General features: G+C 70.3%; 20 protein-coding genes. 9 read left to right on the forward strand and 11 right to left on the reverse strand.

All coding sequences use genetic code 11. The features are described 5' to 3' along the window. Positions 1-2 precede the first annotated feature (2 nt). Genes ABZX90_RS08150 through ABZX90_RS08165 form a run of 4 tightly spaced genes read right to left on the reverse strand, consistent with a single transcriptional unit; the run spans position 3 to position 3,739 of the window. Positions 3-326: a bifunctional 3-phenylpropionate/cinnamic acid dioxygenase ferredoxin subunit gene (locus ABZX90_RS08150; RefSeq protein ID WP_355202524.1), complete on the reverse strand. Its 324-nt coding sequence runs from the start codon at positions 324-326 to the stop codon at positions 3-5. Then, positions 326-1,507, reverse strand: coding sequence for a Fe-S cluster assembly protein SufD (sufD, locus tag ABZX90_RS08155; RefSeq protein WP_355202527.1), 1,182 nt, complete (start codon positions 1,505-1,507; stop codon positions 326-328). Before sufD ends, ABZX90_RS08150 begins: the two co-directional genes overlap by 1 nt. Before the next feature lie 58 nt (positions 1,508-1,565). After that, on the reverse strand, positions 1,566-2,990 hold the full coding sequence (gene sufB, locus ABZX90_RS08160; RefSeq protein ID WP_351129408.1) for a Fe-S cluster assembly protein SufB: 1,425 nt from the start codon (positions 2,988-2,990) through the stop codon (positions 1,566-1,568). Beyond that, positions 2,987-3,739, reverse strand: a complete 753-nt coding sequence (locus ABZX90_RS08165) for a metalloregulator ArsR/SmtB family transcription factor (protein ID WP_351129406.1) — start codon at positions 3,737-3,739, stop codon at positions 2,987-2,989. The genes sufB and ABZX90_RS08165 overlap by 4 nt, the downstream gene beginning before the upstream one ends. Positions 3,740-3,900: 161 nt before the next feature. On the opposite strand from ABZX90_RS08165, the gene ABZX90_RS08170 reads away from it, so the two are divergent. From ABZX90_RS08170 to ABZX90_RS08185, 4 genes are read left to right on the forward strand one after another with little or no spacing between them, the layout of a single operon-like run. Then, positions 3,901-4,743, forward strand: a complete 843-nt coding sequence (locus tag ABZX90_RS08170; RefSeq protein WP_351129404.1) for an AAC(3) family N-acetyltransferase — start codon at positions 3,901-3,903, stop codon at positions 4,741-4,743. 11 nt (positions 4,744-4,754) lie between these two features. Further along, positions 4,755-5,678, forward strand: a complete 924-nt coding sequence (locus ABZX90_RS08175) for an ABC transporter ATP-binding protein (RefSeq protein ID WP_351129402.1) — start codon at positions 4,755-4,757, stop codon at positions 5,676-5,678. Continuing rightward, the gene (locus ABZX90_RS08180) at positions 5,675-6,490 is read left to right on the forward strand and encodes an ABC transporter permease (protein ID WP_351129400.1); all 816 of its coding nucleotides are present in this window, start codon (positions 5,675-5,677) and stop codon (positions 6,488-6,490) included. Before ABZX90_RS08175 ends, ABZX90_RS08180 begins: the two co-directional genes overlap by 4 nt. Positions 6,491-6,547: 57 nt before the next feature. Beyond that, positions 6,548-7,555: a COX15/CtaA family protein gene (locus ABZX90_RS08185; protein ID WP_351129398.1), complete on the forward strand. Its 1,008-nt coding sequence runs from the start codon at positions 6,548-6,550 to the stop codon at positions 7,553-7,555. Positions 7,556-7,570: 15 nt separating this feature from the next. On the opposite strand, the gene ABZX90_RS08190 is transcribed toward ABZX90_RS08185, so the two are convergent. The 4 genes from ABZX90_RS08190 to ABZX90_RS08205 form a co-directional block, all read right to left on the reverse strand. Then, entirely contained in the window at positions 7,571-8,335 is a 765-nt protein-coding gene (locus ABZX90_RS08190; protein WP_355202534.1) for a nucleotidyltransferase domain-containing protein, read from the reverse strand. 116 nt (positions 8,336-8,451) lie between these two features. Continuing rightward, positions 8,452-9,558 carry an amidohydrolase family protein gene (locus tag ABZX90_RS08195; protein WP_351129394.1) on the reverse strand — a complete coding sequence of 369 codons (1,107 nt, stop codon included), beginning with the start codon at positions 9,556-9,558 and terminating at the stop codon, positions 8,452-8,454. A gap of 128 nt (positions 9,559-9,686) precedes the next feature. Then, on the reverse strand, positions 9,687-10,043 hold the full coding sequence (locus tag ABZX90_RS08200) for a hypothetical protein (RefSeq protein WP_351129392.1): 357 nt from the start codon (positions 10,041-10,043) through the stop codon (positions 9,687-9,689). A gap of 106 nt (positions 10,044-10,149) precedes the next feature. After that, positions 10,150-11,103, reverse strand: a complete 954-nt coding sequence (locus ABZX90_RS08205) for a heme o synthase (RefSeq protein WP_351129516.1) — start codon at positions 11,101-11,103, stop codon at positions 10,150-10,152. Between the two features lie 353 nt (positions 11,104-11,456). Between ABZX90_RS08205 and tkt the strand changes: the two genes are divergently transcribed. The 5 genes from tkt to pgl are packed head-to-tail and all read left to right on the forward strand — an operon-like array spanning position 11,457 to position 18,068. Next, positions 11,457-13,544: a transketolase gene (gene tkt, locus ABZX90_RS08210; protein ID WP_351129390.1), complete on the forward strand. Its 2,088-nt coding sequence runs from the start codon at positions 11,457-11,459 to the stop codon at positions 13,542-13,544. Positions 13,545-13,578: 34 nt separating this feature from the next. Continuing rightward, a complete protein-coding gene (gene tal, locus ABZX90_RS08215; RefSeq protein ID WP_355202539.1) occupies positions 13,579-14,697 on the forward strand; it encodes a transaldolase in 1,119 nt (372 codons plus the stop codon). A gap of 1 nt (position 14,698) precedes the next feature. Then, positions 14,699-16,225 (forward strand): glucose-6-phosphate dehydrogenase, encoded by a 1,527-nt coding sequence (gene zwf / locus ABZX90_RS08220; protein ID WP_351129514.1) that lies wholly within the window; start codon positions 14,699-14,701, stop codon positions 16,223-16,225. Continuing rightward, entirely contained in the window at positions 16,222-17,289 is a 1,068-nt protein-coding gene (opcA, locus tag ABZX90_RS08225) for a glucose-6-phosphate dehydrogenase assembly protein OpcA (protein ID WP_351129385.1), read from the forward strand. The genes zwf and opcA overlap by 4 nt, the downstream gene beginning before the upstream one ends. Next, positions 17,286-18,068: a 6-phosphogluconolactonase gene (pgl, locus tag ABZX90_RS08230; RefSeq protein ID WP_355202542.1), complete on the forward strand. Its 783-nt coding sequence runs from the start codon at positions 17,286-17,288 to the stop codon at positions 18,066-18,068. Before opcA ends, pgl begins: the two co-directional genes overlap by 4 nt. Before the next feature lie 84 nt (positions 18,069-18,152). Here the strand turns inward: pgl and ABZX90_RS08235 are convergent, their stop codons facing one another. From ABZX90_RS08235 to ABZX90_RS08245, 3 genes are all read right to left on the reverse strand, one after another. Beyond that, positions 18,153-23,174 carry a DUF3320 domain-containing protein gene (locus tag ABZX90_RS08235; RefSeq protein ID WP_355202545.1) on the reverse strand — a complete coding sequence of 1,674 codons (5,022 nt, stop codon included), beginning with the start codon at positions 23,172-23,174 and terminating at the stop codon, positions 18,153-18,155. Positions 23,175-23,345: 171 nt separating this feature from the next. Continuing rightward, entirely contained in the window at positions 23,346-24,185 is an 840-nt protein-coding gene (locus tag ABZX90_RS08240) for a carbohydrate ABC transporter permease (protein ID WP_351129379.1), read from the reverse strand. Beyond that, entirely contained in the window at positions 24,185-25,540 is a 1,356-nt protein-coding gene (locus tag ABZX90_RS08245) for an ABC transporter permease subunit (RefSeq protein ID WP_351129377.1), read from the reverse strand. The genes ABZX90_RS08240 and ABZX90_RS08245 overlap by 1 nt, the downstream gene beginning before the upstream one ends. Position 25,541 lies beyond the last annotated feature (1 nt).

Here is a 25,541-nt window from a genome sequence, read left to right on the forward strand (position 1 = left end):
CCTCAGGACTCCTGGTTGAGGGAGACGAGCACGTCGTCCCCTTCGATCTGAACGGGGTATACGGGGACGGGGCGCGTCGCGGGAAGGCCGGACGGCTTGCCGGTGCGGAGGTCGAACGCGGAGCCGTGCAGCCAGCACTCGATCTGACAGTCCTCCACCTCGCCCTCGGAGAGCGAGACGTTCGCGTGCGAGCAGATGTCGTTGATCGCGAACACCTCCCCCTCGGTCTTCACGACCGAGACCGGCGTGCCGTCGAGTTCCACCCTCATCGGGGTGCCCTCCTCCAGCTCGCTCAGCCCACAGACGCGCACGAAGGTGCCGGGCATCAGAGCGACGCCTCCAGCTCCTCGTCGATCTTCACAAGAAGGCGCTCTTCGATGTCGTCGACACCGATCTGCTGGACCAGCCCGGCGAAGAAGCCGCGGACCACCAGACGCCGTGCCTCGTCGGCCGGGATGCCGCGGGCCATCAGGTAGAAGAGCTGCTCGTCGTCGAAGCGGCCGGTCGCGGAGGCGTGGCCGGCGCCGACGATCTCGCCGGTCTCGATCTCCAGGTTCGGCACGGAGTCGACGCGGGCACCGTCGGTCAGAACCAGGTTGCGGTTCATCTCGTAGGTGTCCGTGCCCTCGGCCTTGGCCTCGATGAGGACGTCGCCGATCCACACCGCGTGCGCGCCCTCGCCCTGGAGCGCGCCCTTGTAGGCGACGTTCGACTTGCAGTGCGGGGTGTTGTGGTCGACCAGGAGGCGGTGCTCCTGATGCTGACCGGCGTCCGTGAAGTACAGGCCGAAGAGCTCGGCCTCGCCGCCGGTGCCCGCGTAGGTGACGCGCGGGTGCAGGCGTACGAGGTCGCCGCCGAAGGTGACCACGAACGACTTGAAGGTGGCGTCGCGGCCGATCAGCGCGTTGTGCTGGCCGACGTGGACCGCCTTGTCGTCCCAGTCCTGGACGGAGACGACGGTCAGCTTGGCGCCGTCACCGAGGACGTAGTCGACGTTGGCGGCGAGCACCGCGTCACCGGTGTGGTCGATGACGACGACGGCCTCGGCGAAGGCTCCCAGCTCGATGACCTGGTGACCGTAGGCGACCCCGCCCTCGCCGTGCACGGCGATCCGGATGGGCTCGGTGAGCACCGTCTCCTTGGGGACGGTGACGACACCGGCCTTCTCGAACGCCGAGTACGCCTGGGCGGCGACGCGGTCCACCGGGGTGCCGGCCTTGCCGATCCGCGCGTCGTCACGGGCGACCGTCTCGACGGTGACGCCCTCGGGGGCCGTCACGTCGGTCCGCACGCCTTCGCCGGTCGCGACGGCGGTGCCGTCGTGCAGCCCGCGCAGGCGCTCCAGCGGGGTGAACCGCCACTCCTCCTCGCGGCCGTGGGGGACCGGGAAGTCCGCCACGTCGAAGGAGGGGGGCGCGCTCATGCGCGTGGCGACGGTCGACTCGGCGGCCACCGCGATCTGGCCGGCGGTCGTGCTGCCCACCGGGATGTTAAGAGCCTCAGCCATGGCTGTCGGTCTGCTCGCTTTCTTGCGTGAGTGGCTTGATGGATACGGCGGCCGGCGCTTAGCCGACCGAGCCTTCCATCTGGAGCTCGATCAGCCGGTTGAGCTCGAGGGCGTACTCCATGGGCAGTTCCTTGGCGATCGGCTCGACGAAGCCGCGCACGATCATCGCCATCGCCTCGAACTCCGTCAGACCGCGGCTCATCAGGTAGAAGAGCTGGTCCTCGGAGACCTTGGAGACGGTCGCCTCGTGGCCCATGGACACGTCGTCCTCGCGGACGTCCACGTAGGGGTAGGTGTCCGAGCGGGAGATGGTGTCGACGAGCAGCGCGTCGCACAGCACGTTGGACTTCGAGCCGTGGGCGCCCTCGCCGATCTCGACGAGACCGCGGTAGGACGTACGGCCACCGCCACGCGCCACGGACTTCGACACGATGTTCGAGGAGGTGTTCGGCGCCATGTGGACCATCTTGGAGCCGGCGTCCTGGTGCTGCCCCTCGCCGGCGAAGGCGATGGACAGGGTCTCGCCCTTGGCGTGCTCGCCCATCAGGTAGACGGCCGGGTACTTCATGGTGACCTTGGAGCCGATGTTGCCGTCGATCCACTCCATGGTCGCGCCCTCGTACGCCACGGCGCGCTTGGTGACCAGGTTGTAGACGTTGTTCGACCAGTTCTGGATCGTCGTGTAGCGGCAGCGGCCGCCCTTCTTCACGATGATCTCGACCACCGCGGAGTGCAGGGAGTCCGAGGAGTAGATCGGCGCCGTACAACCCTCGACGTAGTGCACGTAGGCGCCCTCGTCGACGATGATCAGGGTCCGCTCGAACTGGCCCATGTTCTCCGTGTTGATACGGAAGTAGGCCTGGAGCGGAATCTCGACGTGCACACCCTTCGGCACGTAGATGAACGAGCCGCCGGACCACACCGCGGAGTTCAGCGACGCGAACTTGTTGTCGCCCACCGGGATGACGGTGCCGAAGTACTCCTTGAAGAGCTCCGGGTGCTCCTTGAGCGCCGTGTCGGTGTCCATGAAGATGACACCCTGCGCCTCGAGCTCTTCGTTGATCTGGTGGTAGACGACCTCGGACTCGTACTGGGCCGCGACACCGGCGACGAGGCGCTGCTTCTCCGCCTCCGGGATGCCGAGCTTGTCGTACGTGTTCTTGATGTCCTCGGGCAGGTCCTCCCAGGACTCCGCCTGCTTCTCCGTGGAGCGCACGAAGTACTTGATGTTGTCGAAGTCGATACCCGACAGGTCGGAACCCCAGTTGGGCATGGGCTTCTTCTCGAAGAGGCGCAGACCCTTGAGACGGAGCTTGGTCATCCACTCCGGCTCGGACTTCTTCTGGGAGATGTCGCGGACGACGTCCTCGTTGATGCCTCGCTTGGCAGAGGCACCGGCCACGTCGGAGTCGGCCCAGCCGTATTCGTACGTACCCAGACCCTCGAGCTCAGGGTGGGCAGTCTCCTCGATGGGGAGCGTCATGCGGGGTTCCTCCCGGCGGTGCTTGCAGATGCGTTGTCAGTGGTTTGCGAGGTTTGCGAAATCTTGGGGATGAACGTCGTGCACACCCCGTCGCCGTGGGCGATGGTGGCCAGCCGCTGGACATGCGTGCCGAGCAGCTGGGAGAAGAACTCCGTCTCCGCCTCGCACAGCTGCGGGTACCGCTCGGCGACGTGGGCGACCGGGCAGTGGTGCTGGCAGAGCTGCTCGCCGACCGGTGCGCTGCGCGCCGTGGCAGCGTACCCGTCGGCACTCAGGGCCTTGGCCAGCGCTTCCGTGCGTTCCTCGGGGGTCGCGGCCTCGATGGCCTCGCGGTACGCCCCGGCCTGAGCGGCGATCCGGGCGCGGGCGAAGGAGAGGATCGCCTCGTCCCCGCCCTCGCGCTCGGCGATCCAGCGCAGGGCGTCCTCGGCGAGCTTGTCGTAGGACTGGTCGAAGGCGTCCCGGCCGCAGTCGGTCAGGGCGAACACCTTGGCGGGACGGCCGCGCGTACGCGCTCCGTAGACCCGCTGCTCACGTGCTTCCACGACGTCGTCGGCCACGAGCGCGTCGAGATGACGGCGTACGGCGGCCTGGGTCAGGCCCAGTCGGCCCGCCAGGTCGGTGACGGTCGACGGGCCGTGGTCCAGGATGGACCGCGCGACCCGGGTGCGCGTCGAGCGCTCACCGGTCGCGAGTTCCTCCTGCGGGGCCCCCGTGGGGGTCTCCCGAACCTCGCCAACGTTTTTCACAACACCATTGTTGCGTAATTCCTCAGGGCCTGACAAGCGGCACCCTCCGGGGCGGGCGGTGCGCTGCATCACTTAGGTATACCTAACGTGACCTGCGCAAACGATCTTTGATCGATCAATTCGGTGGCGGCCGGACAGGCTCTCGGGGAGACTCCCGAACCATGTCGACACCCCCTCCGACCGGCCCACTCGTCACGCGGGACACCGTCGCCGCGGACCTGCGCACCCTGGGCGTGCGAACAGGGGAAACGCTTCTTGCGCACTCCTCGCTGAGCGCCCTCGGCTGGGTCAACGGCGGCCCTGTGGCCGTCGTCCAGGGACTGCTCGACGCCCTCGGTCCCGACGGCACCCTGGTGGTGCCGACACAGTCCGGGGACCTCTCCGACCCGGCGCTGTGGAGCCGCCCGCCGGTGCCCGAGGAATGGTGGCCGACCATTCGGGCGACCATGCCCGCCTTCGACCCCCGCGTGACGCGCTCCCGAGGCGTCGGCGTGATACCCGAGACCGTCCGCACCTGGCCCGGCGCCCTGCGCAGCGCGCACCCGGAGACCTCGTTCGCTGCGGTGGGCCCGGGCGCGGCGGCGGTCGTCGACGAGCACGCGACCGACTGCCGGCTCGGCGAGCGAAGCCCGCTGGCCCGCCTGGAGGCCGGCGGCGCCCGCGTCCTGCTGCTCGGCGCGGGCTACGACGCCTGCACCAGCTTCCACCTGGCCGAATACCGCGTTCCCTCGCCCGTCGTGGAGGTCGGACGGCCCTCCCCGACGGGCTGGGAGACGGTGCGGGAGGTATCGATCACCTCCGAGCTGTTCGAGGAGCTGGGCGCCGACTTCGAACGGGACCGTCCCGTCGTACGGGGGACCGTGGGCGCGGCCCGGGCGCGGCTCTTCCCGGTGGCCGACGCGGTGGCGTACGCGGAGCGGTGGCTTCCGCTGCACCGGCCGCGGGACCAGTACGTCGATGCGGCCCCGGCCCCCGGCGGTTCCGGGTCGCGCGGACGTCCCTAGACTTGCGCCTCATGCGAAGCGAGCCCGTGGTCCAGGTCCAGGCCCTGGTGAAGCGGTACGGCACGAAGACCGCGGTGGACGGCCTCGACCTGGTGGCCACGGCGGGCATCACCGCCGTACTCGGACCCAACGGCGCGGGCAAGACGACCACGGTCGAGACCTGCGAGGGGTACCGGAAGCCGGACTCCGGCACGGTGCGCGTCCTGGGCCTCGACCCGGTGAGACAGTCCGGGGAGCTGCACTCCCGCATCGGCGTGATGCTCCAGTCCGGCGGCGTCTACTCCGGCGCCCGTGCGGACGAGATGCTGCGCCACGTCGCGAAACTGCACGCTCATCCCCTGGACGTGGACGCGCTCATCGAGCGGCTCGGCCTGGAGGGCTGCGGCCGGACGACGTACCGGCGTCTGTCGGGCGGCCAGCAGCAGCGCCTCGCGCTCGCCATGGCGGTCGTCGGCCGCCCCGAGCTGGTCTTCCTCGACGAGCCGACCGCGGGCCTCGACCCGCAGGCCCGCCGCGCCACCTGGGACCTCGTGCGCGACCTGCGCTCCGACGGCGTCTCGGTGATCCTCACCACGCACCACATGGACGAGGCCGAGCAGCTCGCCGACGACGTCGCGATCATCGACGCGGGCAGGGTCATCGCCCAGGGCTCCCCCGAGGAGCTGTGCCGCGGCGGCGCCGAGAACACCCTGCGCTTCACCGGCCGCCCCGGACTCGACGTGAACTCCCTGCTGAAGGCCCTCCCGGCGGACTGCACGGCGGCCGAGCTGACGCCGGGGTCCTACCGGGTCGGTGGCAAGGTCGACCCGCAGCTGCTGGCGACGGTCGCGTCCTGGTGCGCCCAGCACGGCGTGATGCCGGACAAGATCTCGGTTGAACGTCACACCCTGGAAGACGTCTTTTTGGAGCTGACCGGCAAGGAGCTGCGCTCATGAACCAGGCACAGCTCGGAACCGACCGGCAAGGAGCTGCGTTCGTGACCACCGCCGGTACGTACACCCCGAAGCCGGGCGCCGCCCCGCTGTCGCGCATGATCGGCGCGCAGGCCGCGCTGGAGACGAAGATGCTGCTCCGCAACGGAGAGCAGCTCCTCCTGACCGTCGTGATCCCGACGCTGCTCCTGGTCCTGTTCAGCTCGGTCGACATCATCGACACCGGTGCCGGCGAGGCGGTCGACTTCCTGGCGCCGGGCATCCTGGCGCTCGCCGTGATGTCGACGGCGTTCACCGGCCAGGCGATCGCCACGGGCTTCGAGCGCCGGTACGGCGTGCTGAAGCGGCTGGCGGCCTCCCCGCTCCCCCGCTGGGGTCTGATGACCGCGAAGACGGCATCGGTCCTCGTCACGGAGATCCTTCAGGTGATCCTGCTGACCGTGATCGCCTTCGCGCTGGGCTGGTCGCCCCACGGCAACCCGCTCGCCGTCCTGCTCCTGCTGATCCTCGGCACGGCCGCCTTCTCGGGACTCGGCCTGCTCATGGCGGGCACGCTGAAGGCCGAGGCGACGCTGGCCGCCGCCAACCTCGTCTTCCTGCTGTTCCTGATCGGCGGCGGGGTGATCGTGCCGATGGACAAGTTCCCCGCCGGCGTCCAGGACGTTCTGGGCCTGCTGCCCATCTCGGCGCTCTCCGACGGACTGCGCGACGTGCTCCAGCACGGGGCCGGGATGCCCTGGGCCGACCTCGGGATCCTGGCTGTCTGGGCGGTCGTGGGGCTCGGCGCGGCCGGCCGGTTCTTCCGCTGGGAGTGACGGGTGGACCGCCGCGAGGCAGACCCTCGTGAAAGCGTGCACAAGCGGCCCCCTACGATGGTGCGCGTGCAGAACCTGACCCGAGCCGACGCCCTCAGCGCGGTGCGCAACCCGCTCGCCTTCATCGCCGAACGCTGGACCCCGACATCCCGGACGGTGCAGCGCGCGGCCCTGGCCGCGCTCGTCATGGCGGTCGTGATCGTGGTCACCGGCGGTGCCGTGCGGCTCACCGGCTCCGGTCTCGGCTGCCCGACCTGGCCCAAGTGCACCGACGACTCGCTCACGGCCACGAGCGCGATGGGCTTCCACGGCGCCATCGAGTTCGGCAACCGCATGCTGACGTACGTGCTGTGCGCCGCCGTCGGGTGGGCGATCATCGCCGCGCGCTCGCAGAAGCCGTGGCGGCGAGGCCTCACCCGGCTCGGCTGGGCGCAGTTCTGGATCGTCATGAGCAACGCGATCCTCGGTGGCATCGTCGTCCTGGTCGGCCTCAACCCCTACACGGTCGCCGCCCACTTCCTGCTCTCCACCGCGCTCATCACCGTCGCCGCGCTCATGTGGCAGCGCACCCGCGAGGGCGACGCGGCGCCGCGTCCGCTCGTCGGCAAGTCGGTGCAGCAACTCGTGTGGTTCCTTGTCGCCGCCGCCGTCCTGCTGATCGCGGTCGGCACGGTCGTCACCGGTGCGGGCCCGCACGCGGGCGACTCCACCGAGGTCGACCGCATCCCCGTCAGCTGGGAGAACGTCGCCAAACTGCACGCCGTACTGGCCTGGATCGTCGTCACCCTGACCTTCGCCCTGTGGTTCGTCCTCAAGGCGGTCGACGCTCCCCGGGGTCCTCTGCAGCGCACCCGCGACCTGTTCCTGATCCTCCTGTCCCAGGGCGTCATCGGCTACGTCCAGTACTTCACCGACCTGCCCGAGGCTCTGGTCGCCCTGCACATGCTCGGCTCCTGCCTGGTGTGGATCGGGGTGATGCGCGTGCTGATGGCCCTGCGCGAGCGTCCGGAGGTCGTGGCGGATCTGCCGGGTCCCGCGACGACATCGGCGCTCACACGCGTGTAGCCCCCTCTTCGGCGCTCACACGCGCGTGGCCCCCTCGTAGGCCCGCACCAGGCCGTCGATCGCGGGACCGAGGAAGCTCCTCGTCAGCTCCGCCCTGCGCCGCGCCCACTCCTGTGTGGGCGGACCGGGATTCCCGTAGCGCCGGCTCCTGATGTCGTCGACGACCTCGACCGGCGCCCCGAGCCCGGGGAGCAGGTCCAGGGCCTCCCCCTTGGAGATCAGCCGCCCGTCCCGCAGGGTCACCGTCGCCCGCGCGAAGGTGATCGTGCCCAGGCAGACCCACACGTCCCGTGTCCACAGCCCGGCCTTGTCCACCGAAGGGCGCCAGAACTCCTTCTGGTCCCGGACGACGAAGGCGCGGAGCTCCTGGTCCGGGACCGGCGGCAGCAGGTCCGCCGGCGGACCCCCGTGCAGGACGCGTCCAAAAGCGTGCAGCTCACGGCGGGTGACCGGAGTGACCGGCCGTCGCATCGGACCGTTGTGGGCCCAGGTGATGTACGACGTCTCGGCGTCGGCCGCCGTCCCGGACGTCAGATAGCTGCAGTGCAGTTGCGCGGCCAGCGGCTCGTCGGCCCGCAGACGCCGGTGCAACCGGATCAGGCCGCGTACGGTGCCGAACCCGACGGGATCCTCCAGCACGGCGATCAGGTCGAGGTCGCTGCGCCCCTCCTGGTAGTCGCCGCCGGCCAGCGAACCGTGTGCCCACAGGGCGACCGGGTCCAGGGCGCGCAGATCGGCGAGGAAACGGTCGAGCAACCGGGCCGTGGCTTCGTCGGTCATCCGCACAGTCTGAAGCCACCTGGCACGCGAGTGAAGGGTTCGCGCCACCTGCTCCGTTCGCCGGAACGGGTGCCGTTTCCCGAAGCGGGAGCTGTTCGCCGCAGCGGGAGCTCGGTTCACTCCACCGCGTACACCCGCCGCGCGTTCCCCGCCGCGATCAGGGCGGCCACCCGTTGGGCGTCGGTCAGTGACCAGGCCCCTTCGGCGACCCAGTTGCCGAGCACCCGTGCGAGCGCCTCGCGGAAGAGGCGGGCGCCGACCACATGGAGTTCGGGCAGGCCATGTGCTCCGCTGGAGAAGAGGAGCTTGCCGAAGGGGGCCAGCTCCAGGATCTCCGCGAGGAGGGCCGCCGCCCGTGCGCCGGTCCGGACGAGGGCGGCGCCCAGGTCGGCGTACACATGCGGGAAGACCCCTGCGAGATGGGCCGCGTGCCGGTGGTACGGGTAGCCGTGCAGGAGCACCAGGTCGGTGCCGAGGCCGGCCGTGGCGCGGGCGAAGTCGGTGAACAGGACGGGGTCGGTGCGGTCGATGCGCAGGCCGGGTTCACCGAGTCCGGCGTGGAGCTGGAGGGGCAGACCGGACGCGACCGCGATCCACAGCAGATGGCGGAGCAGGACGGGGTCGGTGAGCGTGCCGCCCACCCGGCGGCCCGCCAGCCAGCGGCCCGCCGCGCCCCGCACCTCCCCGGGCCCCGGCGGTTCGGGCGCGAGGGCCAGACCGTGCCGCACGCCCGCCACGGAGGTGAAGGCCACGGCGTTCGCGGCGGCCCCGTGGACGGATTCCGCGAGATTGGCGAGAAAGGACTCGACCGTTCCGGAGGTGTCGGCGACCTGTTCGGCGAGCAGTTCCAGACGGACGATCTCGTGCGCCCTGGCCGCTCCTGCGGAGGCCATCTCGCCCGGGCCGGTCAGGTCGCCGGGCAGCCCGGTGTCGACGAGGTACGTGGTGATACCGCTGCCGCGCAGCAGTCTGCGGCCCGATTCCAGTACGCCGAGTTCGCGCCGCCGGGCCAGATAGTGGGCGGGCGTGCAGTGCGGCTCGAGTCCGAGCAGGGGAGGACACCAGCGTCGTACGGCGAACCCGGTCTGGGTGTCGAAGAAGGTGGTGCCGGGGGCCGGGGGCCCCTCGGTTCTGGCGAGCTGGGCCTCGAACGTGCCGAGGCCCAGCTCCGTCCGCAGTACTCCGTGGCAGTACTGGTCCACCAGGGACGGCGTTTCGATCATCCGGACTCCCCCGCGACTGGACCGTTGCTTTTCAGGTCCTAACGGTTGAGCCGGGTGTCAGGTGTTGGTCCCGCACACCCCGTGCGAAGAGCCGATGATTGTCGGCCGTCCGTGCGACGGGTGACCCGTCAGTCGTTGGAGGGTCCCCCGAGCTGGATGCCCGCCATGCGCTTCCACTCGTACGGGCCTGTTTTCACCTTGGCCGCGAACTCGCCGTCGAACGCCTCGTGGACGGTGATCCCGGCCTTCTTCACGGCGTTCTCGGCGATCTCGTAGCTCGTCGCCACGAGGTCGCCCCAGCCGCCGTCCTCGCCGACGAGCACGATGCGGGCGCCGCGCTGCCCGATGTAGGCGACCTGTGCCTCGGCCCCGCCGTGCGCCCTGGAGAAGGCGCCGATCTGCTGGGCGAGCTTGGCGGCGGCGCGCTCGGCCTTGGGGTCCTGGACGGCGCCGGGGGTCTCGTCGATCTGCTGGGTGTCTGCCATGGCCAGGATGCTACCGACGGGTAGATCGATCGGCGACGGGTGGGGTGCGTGGCCTTGACCACGATCCCCCGAGCTCCCGGCTTCACTCGGGAAGGCCGGGGCACGGCTAGCGGAGGAAGGGGTCCACCGCAACGGCCACGAAAAGGATCGACACATAGGTGATCGACCAGTGGAACAGCCGCATCTCCTTGAGCTTGCCGCCCGTCACCTCGGCCTTGGCGCGGTTCTGCAGGCCGTGCGCCTCCCACAGCCAGAACCCGCCCGCGCCGAGCGCGACCGCGGTGTAGAACCAGCCCGTGTAGCCGAGCGGGGTGAGGAGCAGCGAGACCGCGACCATCACCCAGCTGTAGATGACGATCTGGCGGGCGACCACCTTGTTGCTCGCGACGACCGGCAGCATCGGCACGCCCACGCGCGCGTAGTCGTCCCGCACCTTCATGGACAGCGGCCAGTAGTGCGGCGGCGTCCAGAAGAACATGACGAGGAAGAGGATGACCGGCGCCCACGACAGGGAGTTCGTGACGGCCGACCAGCCGATGAGGACGGGCAGACATCCGGCGATGCCGCCCCACACGATGTTCTGCGAGGTACGGCGTTTGAGGATCATCGTGTAGACGACGACGTAGAAGAGGAGCGCTCCGAGCGACAGCCAGGCGGACAGCCAGTTGACGGCGAGTCCGAACAGCAGGGTCGACACGACGGCCAGGGTGATGCCGAAGGCGAGGCACTCCCGGGGGCTGACCATGCCGGTGACCAGCGGGCGCTGCGAGGTGCGCTCCATGAGGGCGTCGATGTCGCGGTCGATGTACATGTTCAGCGCGTTGGCGCCGCCCGCGGACAGGTAGCCGCCGAGGCAGGTGAGGAGGACCAGCTTCAGGTCGGGGACGCCCTGCTCGGCCAGGAACATCACCGGAACGGTGGTGATCAGCAGCAGTTCGATGATCCGCGGCTTGGTCAGCGCCACGAACGCCTTGACACGGGCCCCGAATGGCCGCTGACCCCGGCTGCTGCTCGTCCCGAGCACACCGGCTGGACGGGATTCGACGGCCGTCACGCACACCCCTGACAGAGACATCCCAGCAAGCCCCGGGTGTGAATTCCCCGTAAAGCTCGCGCGTACCACGCCACTGTAGACGTTGCCCAGACCCCGGCATTCGCGGGGGTGGGCTCGTGTTGAGCGGTGCCGCTGGAAGAGCTGATCGACACTCGATTGAGCACTCGGACGAGCGGCTCCGTATTCACGTGTCGAACACGGAACGGCCCAGTCGGGAGGCGGATCCCGATGAGTCCCGGCAGTCTGGAATGACTCGAAAAAACGCACGTACTTACGGGGGTAGGCTCGACAACGGCCGGGGCGCCCAGTGCACCGGCAATTCGACATGTGTGACATGTGGAGAGGAGCCCTGACCCAGGGTGAGCACCAAGCCGACCACAACAGACCTCGAGTGGACCGAGTTGGACCAGCGGGCCGTGGACACCGCCCGCGTCCTGGCCGCCGATGCCGTACAGAAGGTCGGCAACGGCCATCCCGGTACGGCCATGAGCCTGGCGCCCGCTGCCTACACCCTCTTCCAGAAGGTGATGCGGCACGACCCGGCGGACACCGACTGGGTTGGACGCGACCGCTTCGTGCTGTCCGCCGGCCATTCTTCCCTGACCCTCTACACCCAGCTCTACCTGGCCGGGTTCGGCCTGGAGCTGGAGGACCTCGAGTCCTTCCGGACCTGGGGCAGCAGGACCCCCGGTCACCCCGAGTACGGTCACACCCCGGGCGTCGAGACCACGACCGGTCCGCTCGGCCAGGGTGTCGCCAACGCGGTGGGCATGGCGATGGCCGCCCGCTACGAGCGCGGCCTGTTCGACCCGGACGCGCCGCAGGGCGAGTCCCCGTTCGACCACTTCATCTACGCGGTCGCCGGTGACGGCTGCCTCCAGGAGGGCATCTCCGCGGAGGCCTCCTCCATGGCCGGGCACCAGAAGCTCGGCAACCTCGTGCTGCTGTGGGACGACAACCACATCTCGATCGAGGGCGACACCGAGACCGCGGTCTCCGAGGACACGGTCAAGCGCTACGAGGCCTACGGCTGGCATGTGCAGCGCGTCGCCCCGAAGCCGGACGGCGACCTCGACCCGCACGCCATCTACAACGCCATCGAGGCCGCGAAGAAGGTGACGGACAAGCCGTCGTTCATCGCGATGCGCTCGATCATCGCCTGGCCCGCCCCGAACGCGCAGAACACCGAGGCCGCGCACGGCTCGGCGCTCGGCGACGACGAGGTCGCGGCCACCAAGCGCGTTCTCGGCTTCGACCCGGAGAAGTCCTTCGACGTCGCCGCCGAGGTGCTGGCCCACACCCGCCAGGCCCTGGACCGGGGTACCCAGGCCAAGGCCGAGTGGGAGAAGGGCTACGCCGCCTGGCGCACCGCCAACCCGGAGCGCGCCGCCGAGTACGACCGCATCGCCGCGACCGAGCTGCCGGCCGGCTGGGAGCAGAAGCTCCCGCTCTTCGAGGCGGGCAAGGGTGTCGCCACCCGTGCCGCGTCCGGCAAGGTGCTGCAGGCCCTCGGCGCGGTCATCCCCGAGCTGTGGGGCGGCTCCGCCGACCTGGCCGGCTCGAACAACACCACGATCGACAAGACGTCCTCCTTCCTCCCGGCGGACAACCCGCTGCCGGAGGCGGACCCGTACGGCCGCACGATCCACTTCGGCATCCGCGAGCACTCCATGGCCGCGGAGATGAACGGCATCGCGCTGCACGGCAACACGCGTATCTACGGCGGCACCTTCCTGGTGTTCTCCGACTACATGCGCAACTCGGTCCGCCTGTCGGCCCTGATGCACCTGCCGGTGACGTACGTCTGGACGCACGACTCGATCGGCCTCGGCGAGGACGGCCCGACGCACCAGCCGGTCGAGCACCTCGCCTCGCTGCGCGCCATCCCCGGCCTCAACGTCGTCCGTCCCGCGGACGCCAACGAGACGGCGATCGCCTGGCGCCAGATCCTCAAGCGCTACACCAAGGTGTTCGGCAAGGGCGCCCCGCACGGTCTCGCGCTGACCCGTCAGGGCGTGCCGACGTACGAGGCGAACGAGGACGCCGCCAAGGGCGGTTACGTGCTGTTCGAGGCCGAGGGCGGCTCGCCCGAGGTCATCCTCATCGGCACCGGCTCCGAGGTGCACGTGGCCGTCGAGGCGCGCGAGCAGCTCCAGGCCGCGGGCATCCCCACCCGGGTCGTGTCCATGCCGTGCGTGGAGTGGTTCGACGAGCAGGACCAGGGGTACCGGGACAGCGTCCTGCCGCCGTCGGTGAAGGCCCGCGTCTCGGTCGAGGCCGGTATCGGTCTCACCTGGCACCGATTCGTCGGGGACGCCGGACGCATTGTTTCGCTGGAGCACTTCGGTGCTTCGGCCGACGGCAAGGTGCTCTTCCGGGAATTCGGTTTCACTGCCGAGAACGTCGCCGACGCCGCCCGGGAATCGATCGCCGCAGCCCAGAGCTGACGCTGACATACGACACGTAGGAGATGCAATTTCCATGACAGACGCACTCAAGCGCCTCTCCGAGGAAGGCGTCGCGATCTGGCTGGACGACCTGTCGCGCAAGCGGATCACGTCCGGCAACCTTGCCGAAATGATCGACCAGCAGCACGTCGTGGGCGTCACCACCAACCCGTCGATCTTCCAGAAGGCGATCAGCAGCGGGGACGGTTACGAGCAGCAGGTCTCCGAACTCGCCGCCCGCAAGGTCACGGTCGAAGAGGCCATCCGCATGATCACCACGGCGGACGTCCGCGACGCCGCCGACATCCTGCGGCCCGTCTTCGACGCGACCGGCGGCCAGGACGGCCGGGTGTCGATCGAGGTCGACCCGCGTCTGGCGCACAACACCACGGCGACCATCGCCGAGGCCAAGCAGCTGGCCTGGCTGGTGGACCGCCCGAACACCCTCATCAAGATCCCGGCCACCAAGGCGGGTCTGCCGGCGATCGCCGAGGTCATCGGCCTCGGTATCAGCGTCAACGTCACGCTGATCTTCTCGCTCGAGCGCTACCGCGCGGTCATGGACGCCTTCCTCACCGGCCTGGAGAAGGCCAAGGAGCGCGGCCTGGACCTCTCGAAGATCCACTCGGTGGCGTCCTTCTTCGTGTCCCGCGTGGACACCGAGATCGACAAGCGGCTCGACGCCCTGGGCACCCCGGAGGCCAAGGCCGCCCGCGGCAAGGCGGGCCTCGCCAACGCCCGGCTCGCCTACGAGGCGTACGAGGAGGTCTTCTCCTCCGACCGCTGGGCCGCCCTCGACCGGGCGCAGGCCAACAAGCAGCGTCCGCTGTGGGCCTCGACCGGCGTCAAGGATCCGGCGTACAAGGACACGCTGTACGTCGACGACCTGGTCGCGCCGAACACCGTGAACACCATGCCGGAGGCCACGCTCGAGGCCAGCGAGGACCACGGGCAGATCACCGGCAACACCATCGCCGGGACGTACGAGCAGTCCCGCGCCGAACTCGACGCCGTCGAGAAGCTCGGGATCGCGTACGACGACGTGGTCCAGATCCTGGAGGACGAAGGCGTCGAGAAGTTCGCGACGTCCTGGAACGACCTGCTCAAGTCGACCGAGGCGGAGCTCCAGCGCCTCGCCCCTTCGGAGGGCTGAAATCTTGTCGAGCAGCAACCCGCTGCGTGACCCCGCAGACCGACGGCTCCCGCGTATCGCGGGGCCGTCGGGCCTGGTCATCTTCGGCGTCACGGGCGATTTGTCACGTAAAAAGCTGATGCCCGCCGTGTACGACCTCGCCAACCGGGGGTTGCTGCCGCCGGGCTTCTCGCTCGTCGGCTTCGCCCGTCGCGAGTGGGCCCACGAGGACTTCGCCCAGGAGGTCCACGACGCCGTCAAGGAGCATGCCCGCACGCCCTTCCGCGAGGAGGTCTGGCAGCAGCTCGTCCAGGGCATGCGTTTCGTCCAGGGCACCTTCGACGACGACGACTCCTTCGAGCGGCTGCGCGCCACCATCGACGAGCTGGACAAGGCACAGGGCACGGGCGGCAACTTCGCCTTCTACCTGTCCGTGCCGCCGTCCGCGTTCCCGGTGGTCATCAAGCAGCTGAAGAAGCACAAGCTGGCCGACCAGTCGAACGGCTCCTGGCGCCGCGCGGTCATCGAGAAGCCCTTCGGCCACGACCTCACGTCGGCCGAGGAGCTCAACGCGATCGTGCACGAGGTCTTCGCCCCGGACCAGGTGTTCCGCATCGACCACTACCTGGGCAAGGAGACCGTCCAGAACATCCTGGCGCTGCGCTTCGCCAACACGATGTTCGAGCCGATCTGGAACCGGTCCTTCGTGGACCACGTACAGATCACGATGGCCGAGGACATCGGTATCGGCGGCCGGGCCGGCTACTACGACGGCATCGGTGCCGCCCGTGACGTCATCCAGAACCACCTGCTCCAGCTGATGGCGCTGACCGCCATGGAGGAGCCCTCCTCCTTCGACGCGGACGCGCTCGCCGCGGAGAAGACCAAGGTGCTCGGCGCGACCAGGCTGCCGAAGGACCTGGGCAAGAGCACGGTCCGCGGCCAGTACGCGTCGGGGTGGCAGGGCGGCGAGAAGGTCGCCGGCTACCTCCAGGAAGACGGCATCGACCCCAAGTCGAAGACCGATACGTTCGCCGCGATCAAGGTGGAGGTGGACAACCGCCGCTGGGCGGGCGTCCCGTTCTATCTGCGGACCGGCAAGCGTCTGGGCCGCCGTGTCACCGAGATCGCGGTCGTCTTCCAGCGCGCCCCGCACTCCCCCTTCGACCACACGGCGACGGAGGAGCTGGGCCAGAACGCGATCGTCTTCCGCGTCCAGCCCGACGAGGGTGTCACGGTCCGCTTCGGCTCCAAGGTGCCCGGGACCTCCATGGAGATCCGGGACGTCTCGATGGACTTCGCGTACGGCGAGTCCTTCACGGAGTCGAGCCCGGAGGCGTACGAGCGTCTGATCCTCGACGTGCTGCTCGGTGACTCGAACCTCTTCCCGCGCACCGAGGAGGTCGAGCTCTCCTGGAAGATCCTCGACCCGATCGAGCAGTACTGGGACAAGCACGGCAAGCCCGCGCAGTACCCCTCGGGCACCTGGGGTCCCGTCGAGGCGGACGAAATGCTCGAGCGAGACGGACGGAGCTGGCGTCGCCCATGAAGACCGATCTCACGGACACCACGGCCAGCAAGATCAACAAGGCGCTCGTGCAGGGCCGCCGCGCCATCGGCACCCCCGCCGTCGGCATGGTACTCACCCTCGTCATCGTCACCGACGAGGAGAACGCCTACGACTCCCTGAAGGCCGCCAACGAGGCCTCGCGCGAGCATCCCTCGCGCACCCTCGTGGTCATCAAGCGTGTCTCCCGCTCGCCCCGCGACCGCACGAAGTCGCGTCTCGACGCCGAGGTGCGGCTCGGGGCGGAGGCGGGTACCGGTGAGACGGTGGTGCTGCGCCTGTACGGCGAGGTGATCAACCACGCCCAGTCGGTCGTCCTGCCGCTGCTGCTGCCGGACGCGCCCGTCGTCGTCTGGTGGCCGGTGAACGCGCCGCTCGACCCGGCGAAGGACCCGCTCGGCTCGCTCGGCCAGCGCCGGGTGACCGACACCTACGCCGCCGAGGCCCCGGTCCGGGAGCTCAACGCCCGCGCCGACGCCTACACTCCGGGCGACACGGACCTGTCGTGGACCCGCATCACGCCCTGGCGTTCGATGCTGGCCGCGGCCCTGGACCAGGTCACCTGCGACGTGGACGCGGTCGAGGTGGAGGGCGAGGAGTTCAACCCGAGCTGCGAGCTGCTCGCGATGTGGCTCGCGGACCGGCTGGACGTCCCCGTCAAGCGTTCGCTGTCCTCGGGCCCCGGCCTCACCGCGGTGCGGCTGGACACGAGCTGCGGCCCGATCGTCCTGGACCGCGCCGACGGCACGCTCGCGACGCTGTCCATCCAGGGGCAGCCCGACCGTGCGGTGGCGCTCAAGCGCCGCGACACGGCCGAGCTGATGGCGGAGGAGCTGCGCCGCCTCGACCCGGACGACACCTACGCCTCGGCGCTGCGCTTCGGCGTCGACCGGCTGAGCGCGGCGGAAGCCGCCGCCGAGACCGCTTCCTCGGGCGGTACCGCGACCGCCACGAAGACGGCCCCGGCCGCCAAGGACTCCCCCGCGGGGGTGGCCGAGAAGGCGCTCGCCAAGAAGGCCGCCGCGGACAGGGCGGCCGCCGAGTGAACACTCCGCAGCTCGTCGTCCACCGCGACAAGGAACTGATGGCCCAGGCCGCGGCGGCCCGGCTGATCACGAAGATCGTGGACGCGCAGGCCTCGCGCGGCTACGCCTCGATCGTGCTCACCGGCGGGCGCAACGGCAACGGGCTCCTCGCGGCGCTCGCGTCCGCGCCCGCCCGGGACGCGGTCGACTGGGCACACATCGACCTGTGGTGGGGCGACGAGCGGTACCTCCCCGAGGGCGACCCCGACCGCAACGACACCCAGGCCCGCGCGGCACTGCTCGACGCGGTGCCGCTGGACCCGGCGCGGGTGCACCCGATGCCGGCGTCCGACGGTCCCTACGGCGCCGACGTGGAAGCGGCGGCGGAGGCGTACGCGGCGGAACTCGCGAAGGCCGCCGGGCCGGAGAACCACGGCTCGGTTCCCGCCTTCGACGTCCTGATGCTGGGCGTCGGCCCGGACACCCACGTGGCCTCGCTGTTCCCGGAGCTGCCCGCGGTACGGGAGACGGAGCGGACGGTGGTCGGTGTGCACGGAGCGCCCAAGCCGCCGCCGACCCGGATCTCGCTGACCCTGCCCGCGATCCGCTCCGCCCGCGAGGTGTGGCTGCTGGCGGCCGGCGAGGACAAGGCGCAGGCGGCCGCCATCGCCCTGTCCGGCGCGGGCGAGATCCAGGCACCGGCCGCCGGTGCCCGGGGCCGCTCGCGCACCCTGTGGCTCCTGGACGCGGCAGCGGCGTCCCAACTGCCGCGGTCGCTCTATCCGCCGGCTTCCGCCTGAACGCCGGCTTCCGCCCGACCAGGGGCGGCAGGGTTTCCTGACCCTGCCGCCCCTGTCCGGTCCGTCCCCGGACGGCCGATCCGGTCAGCGGGCCGAGCTGACGCGGTCCGGGCCGCCCTCCAGTCGGCCCAGCCTGCGCAGTTCCGCGATGTCGGCCGCCAGGCAGTCGCGGATGTCCTTGCCCGTGCGACGCCAGCCGAAGAACTCGCAGGCCTGCTTGATCAGCTCGTCCTCGGACATGCCAGGGCACTCGGCGGCCAGCTCGCAGAGCGCCACGTACCGCTCGGCGGGGGCGATGTGCACGACCTTCCGGACCGTGTCGCCGTCCTCGGGATGCCGAGCCCTGACCACGTCGTGGCCCTCCGTGTCGAAGAACGCTCCGTCCATCGAGACGAGACCCGAGCGGACCAGGGTGTGCGCCACCTCCCGGACGTTGTCCCGGATGCGGCTGCCCGCCCGGGCGACGCCCCATGCCTCGCGGGCACGCTGCACCAACAGGTCCTCGTGGATGGGCCCCTCGGCCTCGATGACCTGGGCCAGCAGTCTGCGCAGGGTGGGCCGGGCCTCCGGCGTGTGCAGTTCGTGGCGCGGCCGCAGTGCGACCGGTTCGGTCCGGTACGGGGTGCTCCACTCGCGTTCCACGCCGCTGTCGACCGGTACGCGTTCGTACTCCGGCTCCGCCGGTCCGGGCGTCCGCGGCAGGGGCAGGGCGACCCGCTGCGCGGTGCCGTTCGTGGAGACCGGTGCCTGCGGTTCGGGCCGCTCCCCGGAAGGTGTCCGTTCCCCGGACGCCGACGGCGGCGCGGCCGTCACCGTGCCCGACGCGGCGAGCGGACCCTGGGCGATCGCGTGTTCGACCGCCTCCCGCAACCGCAGCTCCGCGGCCGCGCGCCCTCGGTACCAGTCGGTGCCCCAGATGCGGTAGAGGCGCCAGCCGAGCCCGTTCAGGACCTGCTCACGCAGCCGGTCCCGGTCCCGGGCCGCCTTGGAGGAGTGGTACATGGCACCGTCGCACTCGATGCCGAGCGCGTAGGCACCTGGCAGTAGCGGGTGGCGCAGACCGAGGTCGACGCGGTAGCCGGCGACGCCGACCTGCGGCTGGACCCGGTAGCCCCAGCCCCGCAGGACGGCGAGAACGGACTCCTCGAACGGGCTGTCCGGCTCGGCGTCCGCCTGGACGACGTCGCGGGCGAGGACGGACGGCCCGTTCTCGGCGTACTCGAGATAGCGCTTCAGGTACTGCACGCTCTCGTTGGGGCTGTCGGGCAGGCTCGTACCCCTGAAGGACGAGACGACTTCCATGCGGTAGCGGGCGCGGGTCACCGCCACGTTGAGGCGGCGCCAGCCGCCGCCCTTGTTGATGGGGCCGAAGTTCAGGCCCAGTTTGCCGTGCTCATCGGGGCCGTAGCCCAGAGACATGATCATCACATCGCGCTCGTCGCCCTGGACGGATTCCAGGTTCTTGACGAAGAAGCCGTCGAGGCGGTCCTCGGTGAAGCAGTGGTCGAGGTCCGGGCGCGCGAGTCTGGCCTGCTGAACGGCCTGGTCGATCGCCGAGGCCTGGGCCTGGGAGAGCGCGACGACGCCGAGGGTTCTGCCGGAGCGGGTGTCGAAGTGGTGGAGCACGCGGCGGGCGACGAAGTCCGCTTCGAGGCGGTTGTCGCGACGCCCACCCCTGTCGTAGACGCCGTCGGCCTTGAGGAAGGCGACGCCGACGTCGTTGCCCTCGTCCAGCGCTCCGGGGAAGGTCACCATCGAGTTGCCGTAGAACTCACGGTTGCTGAAGGTGATCAGGTTCTCGTGACGGCTGCGGTAGTGCCAGCACAGCGGCAGTTCGCGCATGGCGCCGGCCTTGCAGGCATGCAGGAGGGATTCGAAGGAGTCCGGGACGTCCTCCGCGTACTCGTCGGAGTCGTCGTCGACCGAGGAGTCGAAGAACGAGGTCGGCGGCAACTGCTTGTCGTCACCGGCCACGACGAGGGTGCGTCCCCGATAGACGCAGTTGACCGCGTCGCTGGGCCGGACCTGGGAGGCCTCGTCGAACACCACCACGTCGAAGTGGAAGTCCGGCGGCAGGAACTGACTGACGGTCAGCGGACTCATCATGAAGCACGGCTTGATCGACTGAACGACGTCGCGGGTCCGCCCGAGCAGTTCCCGTACCGGCATGTGGCGGGTCTTCTTCTCCGCCTCCCGGACGATGACGGCTCCCGCTCCGCCGGCGAAGCGGCGGGGGCGCCGCTTGTTGCAGGCCTCGATGACGGCGCCGCCCGCGGCGGTGATCAGACGGCGGTCGGCCTCCTGGAAGTCGGTCACGCGCGCGTCGAGGTCGTCGGAGCGTGAACTGCGCAGGCGCGCGTCCGTGGCGAGGATGCCGTCGGCCCAGGCACGCAGCAGCGCCTGCTCGACGACATCGGCGAGTCGGCCGGGTTCGACACCACGCTCGGCCGCGCTGACCACGAGGTCGTCCGCACCGTGCCGGGCGAGGACGGCGAGACCGTCGACGTAGGCGTGCCACACCTCCGGGCCCTGCTCGTCGCCGAGGAGGGCTTCGATCGACCGGTGGGCCTGGTCGAAAGGGCCCAGCAGGCTCGGCGAGAGCTGAGTCCGGCGGGCGGTGTCGAACAGATCGAGCAGGGCGGTGACGGAACGGGTCCAGCGATCGGTACGAGCACTGACCGTGCCGCACCAGGTGCCGAGCGAGTGGCGGACGTTCTCGGCGAGCAGCGCCGGGAGGCGGTCCGTGTCGGCGTCGCGGCAGAGCCGCTCGGCGAGCAGGTCGCGTTCGGCGTCCTTGCTCAGCACATCGATGCGGTCGGCCGTGGACAGCGCACTGTCGAGATCGGCCAGTGCCTCCCGGGTGCGCGGGACGTACGGGCCGAGAAGTGCGGCGTGCCGGTCGGTCAGGCGGGCCGATTCGGCGGCGGTATCGCGCCACGCCAGCGCCTGCTCCAGCCGGCCCGGCAGCGACTTGTCCCAGACGCCGCCGCGCGTCAGCTCGGTGACGGTGGCGCGGTCGGTCTTGTACTGGGCCGAGAAGCGCCCCATCAGACCGCCGTGCCTGGCGGCGAATCGGCCCACGAGTTCCGGCAGTTCGGCGCAGCGGAGCACCTGCTCGCCGAAGACGTCCGAGGCCGTGGCCCGGGCCGCGGCCTCGGCGTCCAGGGCCTGGCGCAGCTCCCGCGCCGCCGTGTGCGCCTGGCGCAGGACGTCGGTGTCGAACCATCCGCGCGGCGGCCGGTGTTCGGCGGTCGTCAGGTCGGCGAGCTCGCAGAGGGCGAACGCCGCGTCGGCACGGTCCGCCTTCGGCAGGCCGAACAGGTCGGCCAGCTGCGCCACTTGTGCCGATACGTCGTCCGGGAGGCCTCCGTCCACCGGCGCCGCCGCGTCCGGCGAGGCGTCCGAGCCCGGGAGCCCCTCTCTCAGGGAGCGCACGGCCTGCCGGACCTCGCGCACCGATCGGGGTTCGTCCTGCGTCGCCGCGAAGGGGCGGCGTCCGGTCGCCGTCAGGAGGGCGTCCAGGGCGTCCGCGGCCTCGGAGACCACCTGATGTGCGGAGGCACCGATCAGTCCGCGCCAGGGGAAGGACTCCCCCTCGACGGCCGGACGCCAGGCACGGCCGATCGTCCGGGAGGCGGTGGCGAGTTCCTGCAGAGCACCGGCGGTCAGGCCGCGGACGGCCTTGGCGTTCTCCGCGGACAGCGGCAGCTTCGGAGTGCCGGACTGCTCCAGCAGGACCAGGCGCCCGAGCACGTCGTGCAGGCTGCGGGTCAGCGGTTCCCGGGTTTCGTTCATGGCGGCGGCGTAGGCGGACAGCTCCTCACGCAGCTTGCGCGCCCGCTCCAGTTCGTGTTCGGCGGCCCCGGTGACGCGGACCTCGGTGGTCAGCACCCGCGCGAGTTCGGTGGCCACCGCCTTCTTGCTCGTGTCACCGCTGTGCAGCGCCATCACGAAGTCGCCGAGACCCACGCCGCGCAGCCGGTTGCGTACGACGTCGAGCGCCGCCGCCTTCTCGCTGACGAACAGGACGCTGCGCCCGGCGTGCATGAGCGCGGCGATCATGTTGGTGATGGTCTGGCTCTTGCCGGTGCCGGGCGGGCCGCTCATCACGAACGACCGCTGGTCGAGGGCGGCGGCGATGCACTGCCGCTGCGAGGCGTCGGCGTCGAGGACCAGGGGTGTCCGCTCGGGCAGCTGGATCTCGTCGATGCGGTCCAGGTCGGCCGGTTCGAAGGCGATCAGGTCATCGGACAGGCCGGCGTCGGGGCCGAGGGCGACGGCCCGGACCAGCGGATGGCCGAGGACCTGCTCCTCGTTCTGCTGGAGGTCCTGGTACATGGCCTCCCGGTGCGAGGCGAACAGCCCGAGCACCACCCGCTCGTCCACCGACCAGCCCTTCAGACCGGCGGCGACCGAGCGGGCGGCGGAGATCACGGAGGGCACGTCCGTGACATCCGTGGCGGTGACGGGGCTCCAGTCCACACCGAGCCGCTCCAGCTTCACGGCGAGCGCCGGGTTGTGGATACGGTCCTGGTCGTCCGCCAGATGGAGGCGACAGCGCCGGTTGCTGTCCCTGCGCAGTTCGACCGGGACGAGGAGCAGCGGAGCGGCGCTGCTCTCGTGGGCGTCCGCCTCACGCCAGTCGAGCATGCCGACGCCGAGCCAGAGCACCCACAGGCCATAGTCGTTGTACATCTGGCCGGACTTCTGGCGCAGTTGGTACAGCGAGCTGTCGAGCGAGGCCTGGGTGGCCTTCTGCGTGACCAGCCCGGACCGCGACCGTCGGCCGGCTGCCCCGGCTCCTTCGCCGCCCGTCCGCCGGTCGCCCGCCCTCTCGCCGCCCGACCTCTCGTCGTCGGCCGTCTCGTCGTCCGCCGTCTCGTCGACGGAGGCGAAGTCCCAGCCCTTGGCGAGATCGGAGAGGAGAACGCCGGCGGAGGGCGTGGTGATCTCCAGGGTCGCCGTTCTGGTGTGCCGGAAGTTCAGCAGCCGGTTGCGCCCGCCCATGTCCAGCAGGGAGTTGCGCCAGCCGTCGAGAACGGCTTTCAGCCGGTCGAGACCGGGATCGCTGACAGAAGCGGACTCGGTCCGGGACTGATCGGGCATACGGTGAATACCTCCTGAGCACAGCACAGGGGTCGCGGCCTCACAGGCCCCCCTGGAGGTATCTCCCTATCAGCTCATATCTCCCGGCACACCGAAGATCACCAACACGGTATGTGTTTGTTGTGAAGAATTCGAACATGTGATGTGGGGGTGTATGGGATCGCCCCCGGTTCACTTGACAGAGCCCGCCATCACCCCCTGGACGAAGTGCCGCTGGAAGGCGAAGAAGACCGCCACCGGGACCACCAGGGACAGGAACGCCCCCGGGGCCAGCACATCGATGTTGCTTCCGAACTGCCGGATCTGCGACTGGAGTTCGACCGTCAGCGGCTGTGCGGAACTGTCGGCGAAGAGGAGGGCGACCAGCATGTCGTTCCAGACCCAGAGGAACTGGAAGATGGCGAGGCTTGCGATGGCCGGCCGTCCCACCGGGAGCACCAGCCTGGTGAAGATGCGCCACTCGCTCCCCCCGTCCATGCGCGCGGCCTCCAGCATCTCCTTCGGCATCTCCGCGAAGTAGTTGCGCAGCAGGAAGATCGCGAACGGCAGGCCGTACGAGACGTGGAAGAGGACGACGCCGGGGATCGTGCCGAACAGCCCGAGCTGCCCGAAGAGTTTGGCCACCGGCAGCAGGCCGATCTGCACCGGGACCACCAACAGCGCGACCACCAGCAGGAAGATCGCGTCGCGCCCCGGGAAGTCCAGCCAGGCGAAGGCGTATCCCGCGAGCGCGGCGATGACGACGACGAGGACGGTCGCCGGGACGGAGATCAGGACGGTGTTCCAGAACGCCTGTGTCATCCCCGCGTTGCCCAGCAGGGCGGAGTAGTTGTCGAAGGACAGCTGCCCGGGGCTCTTCAGCGCGGTCCACCAGCCGCCCTTCGCGGTGTCCTGGGCCGACCGCAGCGAGGACAGGAACAGACCCGCGAGCGGGGTGAGCCACACCAGGCCCACGACGACGAGAAACGCCTGCACCAGGCTGCTGCCGAGCCCTCGCCTGAGCACGTTCATCATCGACTCCCTCGGAAACGGCGGACGTTGAAGACCATGGCGGGGATCACCAGGAGCAGGAGAAGGACACCGAGCGCGCTGCCGAGGCCCTGGTTGTTGCCTCCGCCGAACGACACCAGCCACATCTGGGTGGCCAGTACGGTGGCGTCCTCCTGCACCGGGCCCGGCGCGATGATGTAGACGAGGTCGAAGACCTTCATCACGTTGATGACGAGGGTCACGAAGACGACGGTCAGGACCGGTGCGAGCAGCGGGACCGTGATCCGGCGGAAGATCTGCCACTCGTTCGCCCCGTCCATCCGGGCCGCCTCCAGCGCGTCACGCGGCAGCGCGGCGAGCCCCGCGCCGATGAGCACCATGGCGAAGCCGGTCCAGATCCACAGGTAGGCGCCGATGACGGCCGGCGTGACGAGCGCGGGTCCGAGCCAGGACACGCCGTCGTACGGCGGGGCGAAGTTCGACGCGGGCAGCCGCACGGTGTACGGGCCCGGGCCGAGGTCCCGGAAGCGGAAGGAGCCGTCGGCCGCGGTGGTGGTGCTCGCGACCGCGTGCCCGTCCCGCACCGCCTCGACCGTCATCTCGGGCAGTCCGCTCTCCTTCCGGTCGGCCTTGCCCTGCTCCCCTCCCCCGCCACGGGTGAAGTCCAGGTAGACGACACCGCGCAGTTCGTCGGACGCCGCCGGGCGCCGGGCGGCGGCGTACGCGGGCCGCGCGCCCTGCGGCAGGTCCTCGGGGAGTACGCCGACCAGGCCGAGGCCGACGGTGTGGCCCGGCGACGTGGGGGCGGTCGTCCCGTACGAGCCGTCGGCGCCCTTGGCGAGGCCCTGGCCGTCGCGGGCGCGGGCGGTCGGATAGGTCGAGGTTCCCGTGAAGGCGTCGTGCACGGAGACCGCGGCGGCGTTCAGCACGCCCTTGTCGGGGTCCTCGTCGTAGGCGAGCCGGAAGATGATGCCCGCGGCGAGGAAGGAGACCGCCATCGGCATGAACAGCAGCAGCTTGAACGCCGTCGCCCAGCGCACCTTTTCGACGAGGACGGCGAGGACGAGGCCGAGGCCGGTGAGCAGGGTCGGTGCGACGACCACCCAGATCGCCGTGTTGCGGACGGCCTTGATCGTGGCGGGGTCGCGGAACATCTCGGTGTAGTTGTCACCGCCCACGAACCGGGTGCCGGAGGCGTCGAAGAAGCTGCGGCCAACGGAGAACAGCACGGGGTAGACGACGAGCGCGCCGAGCAGGAGCAGGGCGGGGAGGACGAAGGCGAGGGCGACGACCCGGCCGCGGCGCCGGGCCCGCCGCCGGCGGTCGGCCAGGGTGACCGGCGGCGGGCTCGCCTCTTTCAGGAGCGTGGCGGTCATG

The organism is Streptomyces sp. NPDC002935 (assembly GCF_040611295.1).
Classification (GTDB): domain Bacteria; phylum Actinomycetota; class Actinomycetes; order Streptomycetales; family Streptomycetaceae; genus Streptomyces.

Coding starts and splice junctions, on each gene's coding strand:
- opcA (WP_351129385.1), top strand. CDS start 16,222: ATGAAGACCGATCTCACGGACACCACGGCCAGCAAGATCAACAAGGCG.
- sufB (WP_351129408.1), bottom strand. CDS start 2,990: ATGACGCTCCCCATCGAGGAGACTGCCCACCCTGAGCTCGAGGGTCTG.
- sufD (WP_355202527.1), bottom strand. CDS start 1,507: ATGGCTGAGGCTCTTAACATCCCGGTGGGCAGCACGACCGCCGGCCAG.
- ABZX90_RS08235 (WP_355202545.1), bottom strand. CDS start 23,174: ATGCCCGATCAGTCCCGGACCGAGTCCGCTTCTGTCAGCGATCCCGGT.
- ABZX90_RS08245 (WP_351129377.1), bottom strand. CDS start 25,540: ATGACCGCCACGCTCCTGAAAGAGGCGAGCCCGCCGCCGGTCACCCTG.
- tal (WP_355202539.1), top strand. CDS start 13,579: ATGACAGACGCACTCAAGCGCCTCTCCGAGGAAGGCGTCGCGATCTGG.
- ABZX90_RS08190 (WP_355202534.1), bottom strand. CDS start 8,335: ATGACCGACGAAGCCACGGCCCGGTTGCTCGACCGTTTCCTCGCCGAT.
- ABZX90_RS08150 (WP_355202524.1), bottom strand. CDS start 326: ATGCCCGGCACCTTCGTGCGCGTCTGTGGGCTGAGCGAGCTGGAGGAG.
- ABZX90_RS08195 (WP_351129394.1), bottom strand. CDS start 9,558: ATGATCGAAACGCCGTCCCTGGTGGACCAGTACTGCCACGGAGTACTG.
- ABZX90_RS08200 (WP_351129392.1), bottom strand. CDS start 10,043: ATGGCAGACACCCAGCAGATCGACGAGACCCCCGGCGCCGTCCAGGAC.
- ABZX90_RS08175 (WP_351129402.1), top strand. CDS start 4,755: ATGCGAAGCGAGCCCGTGGTCCAGGTCCAGGCCCTGGTGAAGCGGTAC.
- ABZX90_RS08180 (WP_351129400.1), top strand. CDS start 5,675: ATGAACCAGGCACAGCTCGGAACCGACCGGCAAGGAGCTGCGTTCGTG.
- ABZX90_RS08170 (WP_351129404.1), top strand. CDS start 3,901: ATGTCGACACCCCCTCCGACCGGCCCACTCGTCACGCGGGACACCGTC.
- ABZX90_RS08185 (WP_351129398.1), top strand. CDS start 6,548: ATGGTGCGCGTGCAGAACCTGACCCGAGCCGACGCCCTCAGCGCGGTG.
- ABZX90_RS08240 (WP_351129379.1), bottom strand. CDS start 24,185: ATGAACGTGCTCAGGCGAGGGCTCGGCAGCAGCCTGGTGCAGGCGTTT.